The sequence below is a fragment of the Actinomycetospora sp. C-140 genome (assembly GCF_054796175.1).
This window is the reverse complement of the sequence record NZ_JBTWNF010000004.1, coordinates 115,043-131,033: the sequence shown is the minus strand read 5'-3', so window position 1 is coordinate 131,033 and position 15,991 is coordinate 115,043. Positions and strand designations below refer to the sequence as shown.

16 protein-coding genes are annotated in these 15,991 nt (G+C 76.3%); 7 read left to right on the top strand and 9 right to left on the bottom strand.

The annotated features are described in order from the left end of the window. Nucleotides 1-38 precede the first annotated feature (38 nt). Nucleotides 39-950 carry an NADP-dependent oxidoreductase gene (locus tag ACR9E3_RS08525; protein WP_460379799.1) on the top strand — a complete coding sequence of 304 codons (912 nt, stop codon included), beginning with the start codon at nucleotides 39-41 and terminating at the stop codon, nucleotides 948-950. Further along, the gene (locus ACR9E3_RS08520) at nucleotides 950-1,279 is read left to right on the top strand and encodes an antibiotic biosynthesis monooxygenase family protein (protein ID WP_460379798.1); all 330 of its coding nucleotides are present in this window, start codon (nucleotides 950-952) and stop codon (nucleotides 1,277-1,279) included. The genes ACR9E3_RS08525 and ACR9E3_RS08520 overlap by 1 nt, the downstream gene beginning before the upstream one ends. Nucleotides 1,280-1,352: 73 nt before the next feature. Here ACR9E3_RS08520 and ACR9E3_RS08515 read toward each other — a convergent pair whose 3' ends face one another. Together ACR9E3_RS08515 and ACR9E3_RS08510 are read right to left on the bottom strand one after the other, a co-directional pair. Continuing rightward, the gene (locus tag ACR9E3_RS08515) at nucleotides 1,353-1,571 is read right to left on the bottom strand and encodes a hypothetical protein (RefSeq protein ID WP_460379797.1); all 219 of its coding nucleotides are present in this window, start codon (nucleotides 1,569-1,571) and stop codon (nucleotides 1,353-1,355) included. 142 nt (nucleotides 1,572-1,713) lie between these two features. Next, nucleotides 1,714-2,505 (bottom strand): AraC family transcriptional regulator, encoded by a 792-nt coding sequence (locus ACR9E3_RS08510; protein ID WP_460379796.1) that lies wholly within the window; start codon nucleotides 2,503-2,505, stop codon nucleotides 1,714-1,716. 82 nt (nucleotides 2,506-2,587) lie between these two features. On the opposite strand from ACR9E3_RS08510, the gene ACR9E3_RS08505 reads away from it, so the two are divergent. After that, nucleotides 2,588-3,016: a pyridoxamine 5'-phosphate oxidase family protein gene (locus tag ACR9E3_RS08505; protein WP_460379795.1), complete on the top strand. Its 429-nt coding sequence runs from the start codon at nucleotides 2,588-2,590 to the stop codon at nucleotides 3,014-3,016. 7 nt (nucleotides 3,017-3,023) lie between these two features. Here the strand turns inward: ACR9E3_RS08505 and ACR9E3_RS08500 are convergent, their stop codons facing one another. From ACR9E3_RS08500 to ACR9E3_RS08475, 6 genes are all read right to left on the bottom strand, one after another. Continuing rightward, the gene (locus ACR9E3_RS08500) at nucleotides 3,024-3,596 is read right to left on the bottom strand and encodes a hypothetical protein (RefSeq protein WP_460379794.1); all 573 of its coding nucleotides are present in this window, start codon (nucleotides 3,594-3,596) and stop codon (nucleotides 3,024-3,026) included. A 36-nt stretch (nucleotides 3,597-3,632) separates the two neighbouring features. Continuing rightward, entirely contained in the window at nucleotides 3,633-6,110 is a 2,478-nt protein-coding gene (gene ptsP, locus ACR9E3_RS08495) for a phosphoenolpyruvate--protein phosphotransferase (protein WP_460379793.1), read from the bottom strand. Next, a complete protein-coding gene (dhaL, locus tag ACR9E3_RS08490) occupies nucleotides 6,107-6,748 on the bottom strand; it encodes a dihydroxyacetone kinase subunit DhaL (protein WP_460379792.1) in 642 nt (213 codons plus the stop codon). Before dhaL ends, ptsP begins: the two co-directional genes overlap by 4 nt. Then, nucleotides 6,748-7,749, bottom strand: a complete 1,002-nt coding sequence (gene dhaK, locus ACR9E3_RS08485; RefSeq protein ID WP_460379791.1) for a dihydroxyacetone kinase subunit DhaK — start codon at nucleotides 7,747-7,749, stop codon at nucleotides 6,748-6,750. The genes dhaL and dhaK overlap by 1 nt, the downstream gene beginning before the upstream one ends. A gap of 99 nt (nucleotides 7,750-7,848) precedes the next feature. Next, a complete protein-coding gene (locus ACR9E3_RS08480) occupies nucleotides 7,849-9,183 on the bottom strand; it encodes an FAD-binding oxidoreductase (protein WP_460379790.1) in 1,335 nt (444 codons plus the stop codon). Between the two features lie 118 nt (nucleotides 9,184-9,301). Further along, nucleotides 9,302-12,025, bottom strand: coding sequence for an ATP-binding protein (locus ACR9E3_RS08475; RefSeq protein WP_460379789.1), 2,724 nt, complete (start codon nucleotides 12,023-12,025; stop codon nucleotides 9,302-9,304). Between the two features lie 61 nt (nucleotides 12,026-12,086). Between ACR9E3_RS08475 and ACR9E3_RS08470 the strand changes: the two genes are divergently transcribed. From ACR9E3_RS08470 to ACR9E3_RS08455, 4 genes are read left to right on the top strand one after another with little or no spacing between them, the layout of a single operon-like run. Next, nucleotides 12,087-12,488: a TOBE domain-containing protein gene (locus ACR9E3_RS08470; protein ID WP_460379788.1), complete on the top strand. Its 402-nt coding sequence runs from the start codon at nucleotides 12,087-12,089 to the stop codon at nucleotides 12,486-12,488. A 12-nt stretch (nucleotides 12,489-12,500) separates the two neighbouring features. Beyond that, nucleotides 12,501-13,457 carry a threonine ammonia-lyase gene (locus ACR9E3_RS08465; RefSeq protein ID WP_460379787.1) on the top strand — a complete coding sequence of 319 codons (957 nt, stop codon included), beginning with the start codon at nucleotides 12,501-12,503 and terminating at the stop codon, nucleotides 13,455-13,457. Nucleotides 13,458-13,468: 11 nt separating this feature from the next. Further along, the gene (locus ACR9E3_RS08460; RefSeq protein WP_460379786.1) at nucleotides 13,469-14,953 is read left to right on the top strand and encodes a linalool dehydratase/isomerase domain-containing protein; all 1,485 of its coding nucleotides are present in this window, start codon (nucleotides 13,469-13,471) and stop codon (nucleotides 14,951-14,953) included. Further along, complete coding sequence (locus ACR9E3_RS08455; RefSeq protein WP_460379785.1) at nucleotides 14,950-15,489, top strand: SCO family protein; 540 nt, start codon at nucleotides 14,950-14,952, stop codon at nucleotides 15,487-15,489. Before ACR9E3_RS08460 ends, ACR9E3_RS08455 begins: the two co-directional genes overlap by 4 nt. On the opposite strand, the gene ACR9E3_RS08450 is transcribed toward ACR9E3_RS08455, so the two are convergent. Then, entirely contained in the window at nucleotides 15,431-15,937 is a 507-nt protein-coding gene (locus tag ACR9E3_RS08450) for a cupin domain-containing protein (RefSeq protein ID WP_460379784.1), read from the bottom strand. The two genes, ACR9E3_RS08455 and ACR9E3_RS08450, sit on opposite strands and share 59 nt — an antisense overlap. Nucleotides 15,938-15,991 lie beyond the last annotated feature (54 nt).

Genomic DNA, 15,991 nt, shown 5'->3' with positions numbered 1-15,991 from the left:
ACCTTGCGAACAATGTTCGTTGAACGAATACTGTTCGTATGAGAGCAGCACAGTTCAGCCGGTACGGCGGTCCCGAGGTCCTGGACATCGTCGACCTCCCCGATCCGCACCCGGGTCCCGGCCAGGTCCGGATCGCCGTCCACGCCGCCGGGATCAACGCGACGGAACCGAAGCTGCGCCGCGGCGAGCTGAGCTTCGGCGCGGAGCTCCCGCAGACCACCGGCCGCGACGTCGCCGGGGTGGTCGACGAGCTCGGCGACGGCGTCACCGACGTCGCCGTCGGCGACCGGGTGTTCGGCATCTCCGACGACGGCGCCGGCGCCGCGGAGCTCGCGCTCCTGACGTTCCGCGCCGCCATCCCGGCGTCCCTCGGCTTCGTCGACGCCGCCGGACTGCCCTGCGCGCTCGAGACGGCGTCCCGCGGCCTCGACCAGCTCGGCGTCGGCGACGGCACCGTCCTGCTCGTCAACGGCGCCACCGGCGGGATCGGCAGCACGGCCGTCCAGCTGGCGGTGGCGCGGGGCGCGCGCGTGATCGGCGCCGCGAGCGCCGCCAACGCCACCTACCTGCGCCTGCTCGGCGCCGAACCCGTGACGTACGGGGAGGGCATGGTCGACCGGGTGCGGGCGCTGGCGCGGGACGGCGTCGACGTCGCCCTCGACGTCGCGGGCAGCGGCGTCCTGGCCCAGCTCGTCGATCTCGCGGGCGGCGCGGAGAACGTCGTGACGCTGGCGGACTTCGCGGGCGCCGAGGAGCACGGGGTGCACTTCAGCAACGGGTTCGTCGACGGCCACGGCTTCGCCGCCCTCGCGACGGTGGGCGAGCTCATCGAGGCAGGACGGTTCTGGCTGCCGGTGGACCGCACCTTCCCGCTCGACCGGATCGCCGACGCCCACCGCGCCAGCGAGCAGGGCCACGTCCGGGGTCGTCTCGTTCTGGTGGTGCGCTGATGACGGCACCGGTCACCTTCATCAACGTCTTCGAGATCGCGCGGGAGGACGTGGCGGCCTTCACCGCGGGATGGCGGGAGATGGCTGCTGTGATGGCCTCTGCACCGGGCTTCCGCGACGCCGAGCTCCACGAGGCGCTCGCCGGCGAGACGCGCTTCCAGCTGGTGAACGTCGCGCACTGGGACAGCGAGGACGCCTGGCGCGCCGCGGCCGCGCGCCCGGAGATGCAGGCGGCGGTTCGCCGGCTCGGCGGCGAACCGGCCCAGCGCGCCGCGACCCACCACCCGGGGCTCTACCGGCCGGTGGTGTCCTTCGGACCCGGGAGCTGACCCGGCGCCACAGGGGCTCTCCACGTCGATCTCCCGGGAGTGTCACGAGCCTCCTCCCGTGGCGCCACGCTCCTCAGCGGCCGTCGCGGTCGTCGCCGTCGGACGCCGGGCCCGTGACCCGACCCCAGTCGCCGTGCCCGCGCAGCCGCAGCAGTGCGGCGGCGAGCCCCACCACGATCAGCCAGAAGACCTGCAGACCGGTCCCGGCCGGCAGGACCAGCACTCCCGTGCCCACGAGCAGCACCGACCACGGCTCGTCGAACAGCGTCGGCGACACCACAGGGCTGGTCACGGCGATCGACCTCCTCGCCGGTCCGTCGGTGGGCCGGTGACCGGGGTTCGTCGGCCAGGGTGCCCGGGTTCGCCTCAACCGAGCGTGAACGGGTCACGCGTGCCGCCGGTGAGCTCGACCCCGCCTGCGAGGCCGGGCTGCGCTACTGAAGAGGCTGGGCGGCAGGCCGGCGCAGGGCGCTGGGGGCGACGCCGCGGTGGCGGCGGAAGGCGGCGCTGAAGCTGAACGGGCTGGCGTAGCCGACGCGGCGGGCGACCGCGGCGACGGTCGCGTCGGGCTCGGCCAGCAGCGCCCGCTCGGCGAGGTCGAGGCGGTGCTCGCGGACGTAGGACAGCGGTGCGGTGCCGACCGCCTCGCGGAACCGGCGGGCGAACGCGGCGCGGCCCACGCCGGCACACCGGGCGAGCCCGTCGACGGTCCACGCGGCGGCCGGGTCCGCGTGGACGGCGGCCAGCGCGGCCGCGACGTCCGCGTCGGCGATCGCCGCCGCCTCCCCCGCGAGCACGTCCCGCACGGTGTCCACGACCAGCCAGTCGAGCAGGCGGGCGGACACCACGTCGCTCGCGGCGACCTCGGAGACCTCGTCGGTGACCCGCTCGATCAGCAGCCGGCAGAACTCCGAGTCGGCGTACACGACGGCGGGCTCCGGTAGCCGGGCCAGGGGGAGCGCCGCGCCGTGCAGGGCGAACCGGGTCACCAGCACCGTCGCGCCCTCGCCGCCCGCCCGGACGGCGAGGGCGCCGCGGCCGCGGGTCAGGACGGCGTCCCCCGGACCGAGGGTGGTGCCGACGACGTCGACCTCGCCGCGCGCGACCGCGAGGAGGCTCCAGCGGTCGCCGGCCGGGACCGTCGCCCGGCCGGGCCCGAGCCGCGCGACGCCGAGCTCCGGGTCGCCGACGTGGAGCGCGCCGAGCAGCCCGTCGACCGTCGCCACGCCCGCCACGGTAGACGCTCGCGCAGGTGCGCTGGAGCCGCGCGCATGGGCGCGGCGATCACCGCGCGGCAGCCTGGGGTTCATGGCCGACGACACGATCACCGCCACCGACCGGGCCCTGCTCGACCGTCCCCTGCACGGGCTGCTCACGATCCCGCCGGGCCCGCGACGGCTGCCCGCGCCGCGTCCGGTGTGGTTCGAGACGACGGCCGACGGCGCGGTGCAGCTGTTCTCGATGGCGGACGCGCTGAAGGTGCGCCGCCTGAAGGCCGACCCCCGGGCCTCGTTCGTCGTGATGACGCTCCCCGACGAGCCGGAGGGCTGGGTGTCGATCGAGGCGGACGTGACGGTGCACGACGACGGCGCCGCGGACCTGGCCCGCCGTCTCGCCGACCGCTACTGGGACACGACCACCCCCGAGCACCGGGATCTGCTCGCGCTGTACTCGGTGGAGGAGAACCTGCGCCGCATCGTGCTGCACCCGCGCCGCGTCGTCCGGGGGCTGGCGTAGGCCCCGCTCAGGTCCGGACGCTGACGTGGACGTGGTCGAAGTGCCCACCGGTCGGGTCCTGCGGGTCGTACACACCGCCGCCGGTGTACGGGCGGCCCCACCCGTCGCTGTCGGCGCCGCCCGTGGTCCAGATGCGGCCCTGCCAGATCACGTAGCGGACGCGCAGGTCGGCGGCGTTCTCGCGGAACCAGGCCGCCACCGCCCAGCCGGTGGCGAGGTCCTCCCCCACCGGGAACGCACCGGAGCGCCCCGGGAACACGTCGCAGGCACGCCCCGCCGGGTGGTCGCTCGACGGGTTCCAGGCGTGCTCCGACCAGCAGGTCATCGACCGGATCGGCCCGCCCGCCCCGGCCTCGCCGAACCGGGCGACGGTGGCGTCGTGCAGGCGCAGGGTCGAGGGCGTCACGCACCCCGACGAGGTCGGGTCGTCCGCGGAGCACGGCTCCGGGGGCGGCGGATCGACGGCCTCCCACAGGGCCTGGGCGGTGAGCCCACGGCTGTGGGCGAACCACACCACGCCGCCGCCGAGGAGGACGAGCACGAGCAGGACGACGAGCACGGGAACGACGCGGGTCTTCACCGGGGCGCGGGTCCTCCTGGAGGGGTCGCCGCGAGGCTAGGTCGGCGGTCGTGAGGTCCCGGTCGGCGGCGCGAGAAGCGCCCGGACGCCGGCCGCGTCCGGGCACGCCAGGGCCGCCGCGGCGAGGGCCCGGGCCTCGCCGACGTCGACGGCACGGACGGCCTCCTTGATCGTCGCGACGCCCGCCGGGGCGACGCTGAGCTCGCGCACCCCCAGCCCGACCAGCAGCGGGGCCGCCCGCTCGTCGCCGGCGAGCTCCCCGCAGACCGCCACCAGCACGTCGTCGCCCGCGCCGCGGACCGTGGCCGCGATCAGGGCCAGCACGCCGGGGTCGAGGGGGTCGGCGAGCGCCGCCAGCCGGTCGTTCCCGCGCTCCGCGGCCAGCGCATACTGGGTGAGGTCGTTGGTGCCGATCGAGAAGAAGTCGACGTGCGGGGCGAACGCGGCCGCCTTGAGCGCGGCGGCCGGGACCTCGACCATGATCCCGACCCGCAGCCCGTCCGGGCGTCCGCGGCCGACGGCCTCGACCGCGACGTCGAGGGCCGCGCGGGCCGCGGCCAGTTCGTCCACCCCGGTGACCATCGGGAACATGACGTCGACGGGGTGGTCGTGGGCGACCCGCACGATGGCCTGCAGCTGGTCGGCGAGCAGTTCGGGCCGCGCCAGCGCGAGACGGATGCCGCGCACCCCGAGGAACGGATTCGCCTCGGGCGCGACCGGCAGGTAGTCCAGCGGTTTGTCGCCGCCGACGTCGAGGGTGCGCAGCGTGATGCGCCGGCCGATGCCGTCCTCGTCCATGGCCTCGGCGATCGCGCGGTAGGCGGCCTCCTGCTCGTCGACGTCGGGCGCCTGCCGGCGGTCGAGGAAGCCGAACTCGGTGCGGACCAGGCCGGCGAGGTCGGCCCCGACGGCGGCCCGGGCGTCGGCGGCCGAGCCGACGTTGGCGCCGACGAGCACGGTGGTGCCGTCCCGGGTCACCGCCGGCTCGTGGGCCCGGCGGGCGGCGGCGTCGCGACGCCGGTCGAGGGCCGCGGCGCGGTCCCGGAACGCCGTCAGCGTCGCGGGGTCGGGGTCGACGACGACCTCGCCGGTGGCGCCGTCGACCACGAGCAGCGCGGCCTCCCCCGCCCGGGCGACCAGGGCCGCACCCGCCCCCACCACGGCCGGGACGCCGCGGGCCCGCAGCAGGATCGCGGCGTGCGACGTCGGGCTGCTGCCCGCCAGCACCACCGCCGGCGTGCGGGCGGGGTCGAGGGCGGCGGCCTCGGCGGGCGTGAGGTCGTCGGCGACGAGGATGCCGTCCGCCGCCGCAGCCTCCTCGGCGACACCGCCCAGGGCGCGCAGCACCAGGTCCCGGACGGCGCGGACGTCGGCGGCGCGGGCGCGCAGGTACTCGTCCGCGGCGTCGGCGAAGTCGCGCTCGACCGCGTCGAGGGCGTCCGCCCAGGCGCGCGCCGCATCGGCGTGGGCGTCGACGCGCGCGACGACGTCGGCGAGCAGGTCGGGGTCGTCGAGCAGCAGCAGCTGGGCGTCGAAGATCGCGGCCTCGGCCCCGCCGATCTCGCGGGCCGCGGTGTCGCGGACGGCCGTCAGGCGCGCGCGGGCCTCGGCGCGCGCCGCGTCCAGGCGCGCCTGCTGCTCGTCGGGGTCACCGGGACGCGCGGCGGGGACCGCGACGGCCGCGGGCGCCGCGACGCGGACGGGTCCGATCCCGATGCCCGGCGCGGCGGGGACCGGTCCGTGGGTGCCGGCGGCAGCCGCCGACGGGGACGGGGTCGCCGGTGTCGCGGCGGCCTCCCCGAACCGTTCGTCCGCGAGCCCGACGACCCGGCGGACCGCCTCGGCGGCGTCGCCGCCGACCGCCCGGACCGCGACCTCGTGTCCCTGCAGCGCCCCGAGGGTGGCGACCTTCGACAGGCTCGCCGCGGAGACCTCGGGCCCGTCGAGGGTGACGTTGCGCAGCCGGACCTCCGCGTCGAGACCGCGGATCGCCGCGACGAGCGCGGCGGCGGGCCGGGCGTGCAGGCCGTGGGGCATCGACACCGTGAAGGTCGCCCGCCGCTCGTCGCCGCTCGCCGCGACGGGTTCCGCGGTCCCGGGCGCCGCTGCGCCGAGGTGCCCGGCCTTCGCCTCCAGCGCGTCGGCGGCCTCGGCGGCGACCTCCGCCGCCGAGGCTCCGCCCGCTGCGCTCACCGCGGCGACGACGAGCCCCTCGACCAGCGGCGCCGGGCAGAGCACGACGCGGTCGCGGACGTCGTCGTCGACCATCTCGAGCGCCAGCTCGGCCGAGAGGACGGCGCTGCCGAGGTCCATGAGGACGACGACCCCGTCGCCCCGGTCGGCGCCGGTGATCGCCTCGCTGATGGCGACCGCGTCGGTGCCGAAGCCGCCGTCGTCGAGCCCGGCGGCGACCTCCATCGTGAGGTCGCCGCCGTGCACCATCTCCCCGGCCAGCGCGGTCGCCGCCTCGGCGAGGGCCCGGCTGTGGGAGACGACGACGATCCCGACGGTCACCCGTCGTCCGACACGGCGGCCGCCGCGGCGGCCACCAGCAGGGCGGCGGACGTGGCCCCGGGGTCCTGGTGCCCCGCGCTCCGGTCGCCCAGGTAGCTCGCGCGCCCCTTCCTGGCGATCATCGGCGTCGTGGCGTCGCGCCCGGCGTCGGCGGCGTCGGACGCGGCGTGCAGGGCCGTCGCGAGGGAGCCGCCCTCGGCCAGCGAGGCGTCGAGCGCGTCGAGGGCCGGGGCGAGGGCGTCCACCATCGTCTTGTCGCCCAGCTCGGCCTTCCCGCGGGCGATCACGCCCTCGAGCCCCGTGCGCAGCGCCTTCGCGAACGTCGCGGGCTCCAGGACCGCCTCGCCGCCGGTGGCCGAGGCCATCCGCAGGAACAGCGTCCCGTACAGCGGGCCGCTCGCCCCGCCGACCGAGCGGATGAGGACCGTCGCGGTCTGCTTGAGCAGCGCCGCCGGGTCCGCGGGCGGTGCCGCGGTCACCGCCTCGATCACCGCCGTCATCCCGCGGTGCATGTTCGCGCCGTGGTCGGCGTCGCCGATGGCGGCGTCGAGGGCGGTGAGGGCGTCGCGCTGCTCGGCGACGGACGCGGCGAAGCCCCGCAGCCAGCGCTGCAGGGTCTCGACGTCGGCTCCCGCCATCACATGCCCCACCGTAGGCCCGCGGTGGCCACCGGTGCGTCCCAGAGACGGATCATGTCGTCGTCGAGCTTCGTGATCGACACCGAGCAGCCGGCCATGTCGAGGCTGGTCACGTACGGCCCCACGAGGGTGCGGACCGGGACGACGCCGGCCTTGTCGAGCAGCGCCGCGATCTCGCCGTACATCAGGTACAGCTCGAGCATCGGGGTGGCGCCCATGCCGTTGACGAACACGAGCACGCCGTCGCCGCCGGTGAAGTCCCGGTCGGCGAGCACGGGGTCGACGAGCATCTGCGCGATGTCGTGAGCGGGCGCCAGCGGCACCCGGCGGCGCCCCGGCTCGCCGTGGATCCCGATGCCGATCTCGATCTCGTCGTCGGGGAGGTCGAACGTCGGGCTCCCCTTCGCCGGGACCGTGCACGAGGTGAGCGCCATCCCCATGCTGCGGCTGTTCTCGTTCACGCGCCGCGCGAGGTCGGCCAGCTCGGTGAGGTTGCGCCCCTGCTCGGCGGCGGCCCCGACGATCTTCTCGACGGCGATGGCGGCGCCGGTGCCACGCCGGCCCGCGGTGAACAGGCTGTCCTCGACCGCCACGTCGTCGTTCATGACCACGGCCTCGACGCGCGTGTCGGTCTCCGCGGCGGCCAGCTCGGCGGCCATGTCGAAGTTCATGACGTCGCCGGTGTAGTTCCAGACGAGGTGCAGGACGCCGACGCCGCCGTCGATGTTCTTGGTGGCCTCGGCCATCTGGTCGGGCACGGGCGAGGTGAACACCTCGCCGGCGCAGACCGCGTCGAGCATGCCGGGCCCGATGAAGCCCCCGTGCGCGGGCTCGTGGCCGCTGCCGCCGCCCGAGAGCAGCCCGACCTTGCCGGCCAACGGGGCGTCGGCGCGGTAGAGGATCCGGTTCTCGTGGTCGACGCGCAGTTCGGGGTGCGCGCGGTCCAGCCCGCGCAGGGACTCGGCGACGAGGTCGCCCGGGTCGTTGAGAAGCTTCTTCATGGATCCACTCCTGTGCCGAGAGCCACTGAGATACCTCTCAGACTCCTGCCCTCCCCGGTGGCGCGCCAGGACCCGTCGGGACCACGCACCGTGGTCCACTCAGCCCCGCGCCGGTGCGACGTTCTGGTTGAGCCGGAAGACGTTGTCGGGGTCCCAGGTCCGCTTGAGCTCGGCGAGGCGGGCGTGGTTGGGGCCGTACGCGGCGCGCACGCGGTCCGGGCCCTCCGCGCCGAGGTTGTTGACGTAGACCGCGTCGGCGAGGTGCGGCGCGAGCGCGTCGAAGGAGCGGCGCCCCCACGCGACGTTGCGCTCGTCGTCGGCGGGGTCGTCCCACTGCCCGAGCAGGAGCACGTCGTACTGCCGGGCGCGGTGGGGGAAGGCCGTGGCGTCGACCGGCACGCGGGCCGCCGCGCCCCGCAGGGCCTGCATCCCGACGCCGCTCGCGGCCGACGGGATGACGGGCACCAGGTCGAGGAGCGCCGAGATCGCGTCCTCGGTGAGCTCGCGCAGGTAGCCCGACTTCCAGTAGTGGCGCCGCCCGAGGGGGTAGCCCGCGTCGGGAGCGCTCTGCCAGGCGACGAAGGACGTCGGCGCGACGGTGTCGACGGTCGGGGCGGCGACCGAGCGCAGCGGCGCGAGCACCTGCTCGCCGGCCGCGAGGTCCCCGCTCCAGCAGACGGCGATCGAGACGACCGGCCCGGCCTCCGGGTCCCGGGTGAACGAGACGGCGGTCGCGAGCTCGTCGGGGGCGGTGGCGAGGAGGTCGTCGTGGCGGCGCAGCACGTCGCGGGCCGCCGCCCACGGCCAGGACAGGCCGCCCGCGAGGACGGTGTCGATCGGGTGGAGCCGGTGGGTGAAGGCCGTGACGACCCCGAGGTTGCCGCCGCCGCCCCGCAGGCCCCAGAGCAGGTCGGGGTGGTGGTCGGCATCGACATGGCGCACGGCGCCGTCGGCGGTGACGACCTCGGCGGCGACGAGGTTGTCGCAGGCCAGCCCGTGGCGTCCGTTCAGCCAGCCCAGGCCGCCACCCAGGGTGAGCCCGGCGATGCCGGTGCCCGACATGACGCCGAGCGGGGTCGCGAGACCGTGCACGGCGGTGGCGCGGTCGAGGTCCCCGAGCAGGCAGCCGGGGCCGGCCACCGCCGTGCGGGCCACCGGGTCGACGCGGACGTCACGCATCGCGGACAGGTCGAGCATCACCCCGCCGTCGCAGACGGCGGTGCCCGCGACGTTGTGCCCGCCGCCGCGCACCGACAGCGCGAGGTCGTGGGCCCGGGCCAGGGCGATGCCGCGGGCGACGTCCCCGGCGTCGCGGCAGCGCACGATCGCCGCGGGCCGCCGCTCGATCATCGCGTTGAAGACGGACCGGGCGGCGTCGTACCCGGCGTCGGCGGGGCGCAGGACGGTGGCCGGGTCGTGGTCGAGGGTGCTCATGGCGGACAACGGTTCGAGCGCCCGCTAATCCCCCGCTAACCCAGCCCGGCGCGGTCTCGATCGCCGTCCCGGTGACGAACGCGGTCACATCTGCGCGGGATCGTCACCGAGTTCACGATCACCCGAGCGCGGCGAGCTCCTCCGCGGTGGCCGCGGCGCCCGCCCGGTGCCCGATGCGACGGAAGATGCGCCCGGCCTGGTCGAAGCCGCGCCGGGCCCCGGCGAGGTCGGCGTCCGCGGCCGCGATCCGGGCCGACAGCGCGAGCGCCGACGCCTCGCCCTCGCGGTAGCCGACGAGCCGGTAGTGCTCCAGGGCGGCCTCGACGAGGCGGCGGGCGTCGGCCGGGTCGCCCCACCGCTGCTCGATCGACGCCAGGACGTCGAGGGCCAGCCCGCGGGCGAGGTCCTCGCCCACCTCGTCGGCGTGGTCCGTCGCGCGCCGGGCGAGGGCACGCGCCGCGTCGGGCTCGGCGCGGTCGCGGTGCAGGCGCGCCAGCTGCGCCTCAGCCATCGCCCCGCGCCACACGTCGCCCCCGGCCAGCGAGGCGGCGATGCCGTCCTCGTAGCGCTGCTGGGCGCGGTCGAAGCGGCCCCGCGCCCAGTCGACCGTGGCGCGCAGGGCCTGCGCGTCGCCCTCCCACCGCCGGTCCCCCGCGGCGAGGGCGAGACGGAGCTGCTCGCCGGCCACCCGCTCGGTGTCGTCGAACTCGCCCCGCCCGAGGTGCAGCAGCGCGCAGGCGGAGAGCAGCGCCATGCGTCGCGGGTCGTCGGGGCCGACGACCGCCAGGGCCGCGGTGAGCCGGGCGAGCCCCTCGGCACGGGACCCGCGCACGTCCCAGTAGTGCCAGAGGACGTCGCACAGCCAAAGCAGTACCTCGGGGTCCCCGTCGGAGTCGTCGGTGCCCTCGGCCCAGCGGAGCGCGGCGCGCAGGTTGTCGCGCTCGGCGTGCAGCGCGTCCAGCCAGGGGCCCGCGCCGGCCCGGTGCAGGTGTGGGGCGGCGTCGCGGCCGACCGCGAGGAAGTGGTGGGCGTGGCGCCGGCGCAGCGCGTCGAGCTCGCCGGGGGCGAGGCACGAGACGGCGAACTCCCGGGTCGACTCGAGCATCCGGTAGCGCCAGCGGTCGCCGGCCGTGTCCTCGGGACGCACCAGGCTCGCGTCGACCAGGCGCCCCAGGGTCGCCGCGGCGTGCCCGTCACCGGTGACGGCCCGCACCGCGTCGAGGTCGAAGCCCGCCGGGAAGACACCGAGGCGCGCGAACAGTCGCTGCTCGGCGTCGTCGAGCAGGTCGCGGCTCCAGGCGATCGTGGCGGCCAGGCCGGCACGGCGCGACGGGTCGTGGCGGCGGGCGGACGGGGCCAGGAGCCGGAACCGGTCGCCGAGGCCGGCCTCGAGCTCGGCGAGCGGTAGCGCCGCGGTCCGCGCCGCCGCGAGCTCGACCGCGAGCGGCAGACCGTCGAGCCGGCGGCAGATCTCGGCGACCGCCTCGGCGTTGTCCGCGGCGAGCGCGAAGCCCGACCGCGCCGCGGCGGCGCGCCGGACGAACAGCTGCACGGCCGGGGACCGCCCGATCTCGCCGGGCTCCGCCCGCGGCGGGGGCAGCGGGAGGGGGTCGAGCGCCGACACCTGCTCGCCGGGCAGTCCCAGGCGTTCCCGGCTGGTCACCAGCACACCGACGCCGCCGGTGCTCTCGAGCAGCGCGCGCACGAACGCCGCGCAGCGGTCCAGCACGTGCTCGGCGTTGTCGAGCACGAGCAGTGTCGGTGCGTCGGCGAGGGCGACGGCGACGACGGCCGCGACCGCGCCGGGATCGGCCCGGACCCCGGTCGCGTCGGCGACCACGTCCTCGAACCGGTCGCCGGACGCCGCGCGGGCGAGGTCGACGAACACCACCCGCGCCGGCCCGCGACCGCAGGCCTCGAGGGCGAGCCGGGTCTTGCCGGCCCCTCCGGGCCCGGTCACGGTGACCAGCCGGTGGTCCGCGAGGAGGCCGGCGAGGTGGGCGAGGTCGTCCTCCCGCCCGACGAAGGAGCCCAGCGGGCGCGGCGGGCCCCGCAGCGCCCGGGCCGATCCCCGGTCCGGGACGTCGTCCCCGCGGCGGAGCCCGGCCGCGATCTCCCGCAGCGCCGGGCCCGGCTCCAGCCCCAGGTCCTCGGCCAGCGCCGCGCGGACGCGGTCGAAGGTGCGCAGCGCCTCGGCGGTGCGGCCGGCGCCGGCCAGGGCGGTCATCAGCACGCCGGCCGCGCGTTCGCGAGACGGGTCGGCGGCGACGAGAGGGGCGAGCACCGCCACCGCGCGGGCGGGCTCGCCGAGGGCGAGCTCGGCCTGCGCCAGCAGCTCGGCGCACTCGACGCGCAGCGCGTCGAGCCGCGCCGCCTCGTCCCGGGCGAAGGGCTGCTCGACGCCCGCGTAGGCCGGACCGCGCCACAGCGCGAGCGCCGCGGACAGCCGCCGGGCCGCCCGGGCGGGCGACGACGCCACCTCGGGCCGGGCCCCGGCCACCAGCGCCTCGAACTCCGCGGCGTCGAGCGCCACCTCGGGGGCCACCGCGTACCGGCCGCCGCGGGAGACCACGAAGCGGCCCCGGTCTCCGCCGGCCGCGGTGCGCAGCCGCCGGACCGCGCCGTGCACCATCGTCGCCGCGGTCGGTGGGGCGTCATCGCCCCACACCGCGGCCACGAGATCCTCGACCGACCGCGGGCACGAGACGTCCACCAGCAGCGCGGCGAGCACCTCGGCGGTCCGGCGCCCGGCGACCGGCTCGCTCCGCGACCCCGCCCCGAGGACGACCTCGCCCAGGACCCCGCAGCGCAGCGGGTCGTCGACCGTCTCCCCCGGCACCACACCGGTCAGCATCGCGGCCGCCCGGTCCGGAGACCAGGGGCGGGTCGCTAGCCTGTCGAGGGTGCCGACGTACCGGATCGCCGAGGCCGCGAACCTGCTCGGGATCAGCGACGACACCATGCGGCGTCTCGCCGAGGCCGAGGGCGTGACCACGCTCGACGCCTCGGGCCGCCGCGTCGTCGACGGCGAGGTCCTGGCGAAGCTCGCCCAGCGCCGGGCGCACCAGGTCGAGGACCCGTCGGGCGTCAACCGCTCGGCCCGCAACCGGCTCGTCGGGCTGGTGACCGACGTCGTCGCCGACACGGTCATGGCCCAGGTCGAGATGCAGTGCGGGCCGGCGCGCATCGTCTCCCTGATGAGCACCGAGGCCGTGCAGGAGCTGGATCTCAAGGTCGGCGACCTGGCGATCGCGGTGATCAAGTCGACGATGGTGTCGGTGGAGACACCCCGCTCCGGCCGCTGAGCGGGGCCGCCCGTGCCGGCGACGCGGCTCGACACCGACCGCATCCGCGCGGCCCGGCGGGTGATCGACCCGGTCTTCCTCGACACCCCGCTCGAGCGCTCCGACGTGCTCGATGCCGCGCTGGGATGCGCGGTGGGTATCAAGCTCGAGACGGCCAACCCGGTGGGCAGCTTCAAGGGACGCGGCGCCGAGGTGGTCGCGCACGGGCTCGGCTCCCGACCCGCCGTCTGCGCCAGCGCCGGCAACCTCGGGCAGGCGCTCGCCTGGTCCGGGCGGCGCCGGGGGCTCGACGTCACCGTCGTCGCGTCCCGCGCCGCGCCGGCCGCGAAGCTCGACCGCATCCGGGCCCTGGGCGCGCGGCTGGAGCTGGTGGACGGCGACTTCGACGCGGCGCGCGAGCGGGCGGCCACGATCGCCCGGCGCCACGGCATCCGGCTGGTCGAGGACAGCCTCGACGTCGAGACCTGCGAGGGCGCGGCGACGATCGGTCTCGAACTGGTCCCGAAGGCGTCGACGATCGACGCCGTCCTGCTCGCCCTCGGCGGCGGCGCGCTCGCCACGGGCGTCGGGCACGTGCTGTCCGAGCTCGCGCCCGGGGTCGAGGTGATCGGCGTGCAGCCGTGGGGCGCGCCGGCGATGACGTACTCCTGGCGCGCGGGGCGCGTCGTCACCACCGGCCCGACCGACACGATCGCCGACGGCGTGGCCGGCCGCCGACCGATCGCCGCTGTGCTCGGCGACCTGCGGCAGGTCGCCGACGACGCGGTCCTCGTCCCCGAGACCGCGATCGTCACCGGGATGCGGATGCTGGCCGAGCACGCGGGGCTGGTCGTCGAACCGTCGGCCGCGCTCGGCGTCGCGGCGGTGCTCACCGACCCCGACCGCTTCGCCGGCCGGCACGTCGTCACCGTCGTGTGCGGGCGCAACGTCGACGCCGAGGCCTACCGGGGGTGGGTCGGACCTGGCTAGCGTCCGGGTGCATGACGACGCCGTCGGTGCTGGACGCGAACCAGATCGGCCATCTGCGGCACTGGGACAACCTGTCCCGCCGGCTGCCCCACGACTGGTCGCTGATGCAGGGCAAGGGTGCCGGCGAGGACGACTTCGGCAGCTACCGCTTCCAGCTCGCCTACATGATCTACGGGCTCGCCCTCGCCCACCGGCACCGTCTCCCCGCGGCACCCGGGCTCTTCCGGCCGACGATCCAGCGGCTGATCGAGAAGCTGCTCATGCCCGACGTCTGGCTCTACTGGCGCGACGTCTCCCGCGGCGGCATGGTCATGAACGCGCACCTCTCGGACGGCTACCACGAGGAGTGGGACCCGGTGGTGCGCGACAACATCATGTACTCGGCGTACGTGCAGTCGTGCGCCCTGCTGCACGACCACCTCTTCGCCGACGACCGCTACGCCCAGCCCGGGGCGCTCACCTTCGAGCACTGGTCGTTCTTCTGGGGCGGCGAGCCGAAGCGGTTCGCCTACGACCGCGACTCGCTCAACGAGCACCTCTACTGGCAGATGGTCGAGAACGGCTACCTCGGCATCGCCTGCGAGCCCAACTGCGTCTTCCAGATCTGCAACCAGCCCGCGATCCTCGGCTTCCGGCTCCACGACGTGATCACCGGCGGGGACCGCGCCACCGAGGTGGTCGCCGGCTACGAGAAGGCGTGGGCGGACTTCGGCCGGCTCGACGACACCGGCCACTACAACCAGATGATCCTCGAGGACTCCCACGTCGTACGGCCGAACGCGCTGCAGGCGCCGTGGGTGGACGCCTGGTGCGGCGCGCTGATGAACACCTGGAACCGCGAGTTCGTGCGCGAGAACTACCCGCGCCAGGTCGCCGACTTCCTCGAGCACGGCCCCGACGGCACCGTCGCGGTCCGCTCGACGCCGGCCATGGAGGTCATGGGCCAGACCGTCGTCAACGACACCTGCGACCTCGGCTGGGTCGCCGCGTGGGCCGCGGAGATGGGCGACCGCGCCACCCTCGACGGCATCCTCGCCCACGCCGACCGCTTCATGGCGCCGACCTGGCGGGACGGCGGTCTCTACTACCCCCGCAACGACACGAAGACCGACGGCGACGGCCACCGCACCGAGATCGAGCCCATGACCGGCAACGTCCTGCTCGGCTACGCCCGGCTCGACGTCGCCGACGGGCTCCACGAGCTCTACCAGCGACCCTGGGGCTCCGAGCACTTCGCCGAGCCCGCCCTGACCGAGGTCGGGCAGGACGTCGAGGTCAGCCGGGCCGAGGTCGTCGACGGCGTCCTGCACGCCCGGCTGCGCCGCCGGGGCCGCGACGACGACGGCACCGTCGTCCTCGACCGGGTGCCCGACGGCGCGCAGGTGCGCCTCGACGGCGAGGTCGTGCGGTCCGGCGACGGCGTCCGCGCGGTGCCCGAGGGGCTGCGGGTCGACGTGCCGCCCGGCCCGGCCCACGACCTCGAGCTGGTGCCGTGAGCGCACCGACGGAGGCCGCCTTCGACCTCGTCGACCACCACGGCACGCCCGTCGACGCCGGCTCCTACCGGGGCGACTGGCTGCTGGTGCAGTTCGGGTTCACCTCGTGCCGCGTGGTGTGCCCCCGGGCGCTGGCGAAGCTCGGCGCGGCGCTCGACGAGCTCGGGGAGCACGCGCGACTGCGCCCCCTCTACGTCACCGTCGACCCGGAACGCGACACCCCCGCGGTGATGCGGGCGTTCCTCGCCGCGTCGTCCCCGCGCTTCACCGGACTCACCGGCACCCCCGAGCAGGTCGAGGCCGCCAAGCGGGCGTTCCGCGTGTTCGCCCGGCGCCGCCCCGACCCCGAGGACCCCGACGGGTACGCGGTGCCGCACACCGCCGTGACCTACCTCGTCGGGCCCGACGGCCGCTTCGTCCGGCACTGGCCCGACACCGCGGACGCCGCCACGATCGCGGCCGACCTGACGGCCGAACTCACGGTGCCGGCGGCGGGCCCAGGATCTCCAGACCGAACCGCGCCGCCACGCGCGTGAGCTCCGCGGGGTCCGGGGGTGGCGCGTCGGCCGGCGGCGCGTCCAGGGAGACGGCCTCCTGGCCGACCGCGAGCGTGAACGCGTCGAAGCCCGCCGGCGTGTGGATCGTCAGGAAGCGGGCCTCGGGGCTGACCACGACGAAGGCGTGCGGGAGGTTGCGCGGCAGCACGGCCGCGGTGCCGGGGCCGGCCGCGCTCGCGGCACCGTCGACCTCGACGCGCAGCTCGCCGTCGAGCACGAGGAAGGTCTCCTCGTCGCGCGTGTGGCGGTGCAGCGGGCTCGAGTAGCCGCGCTCGCCGCGGTGCTCGAGGACGGCCAGCGAGCCGCCGGTCGCCTCGCCCCCGGTGCGGACGCGGACCAGGGCGCCGAGGAACCAGACGGCTCGCTGTTCCTCGGCGGTGAGCACGGTCGGCGCGGTCGGCGCGGCCACCGGTGGGACGGACGTCATGAGCGATCCTCTCGGAGTCGGGACACGACCATCCCTAGTGGACGGGTGGTGCGT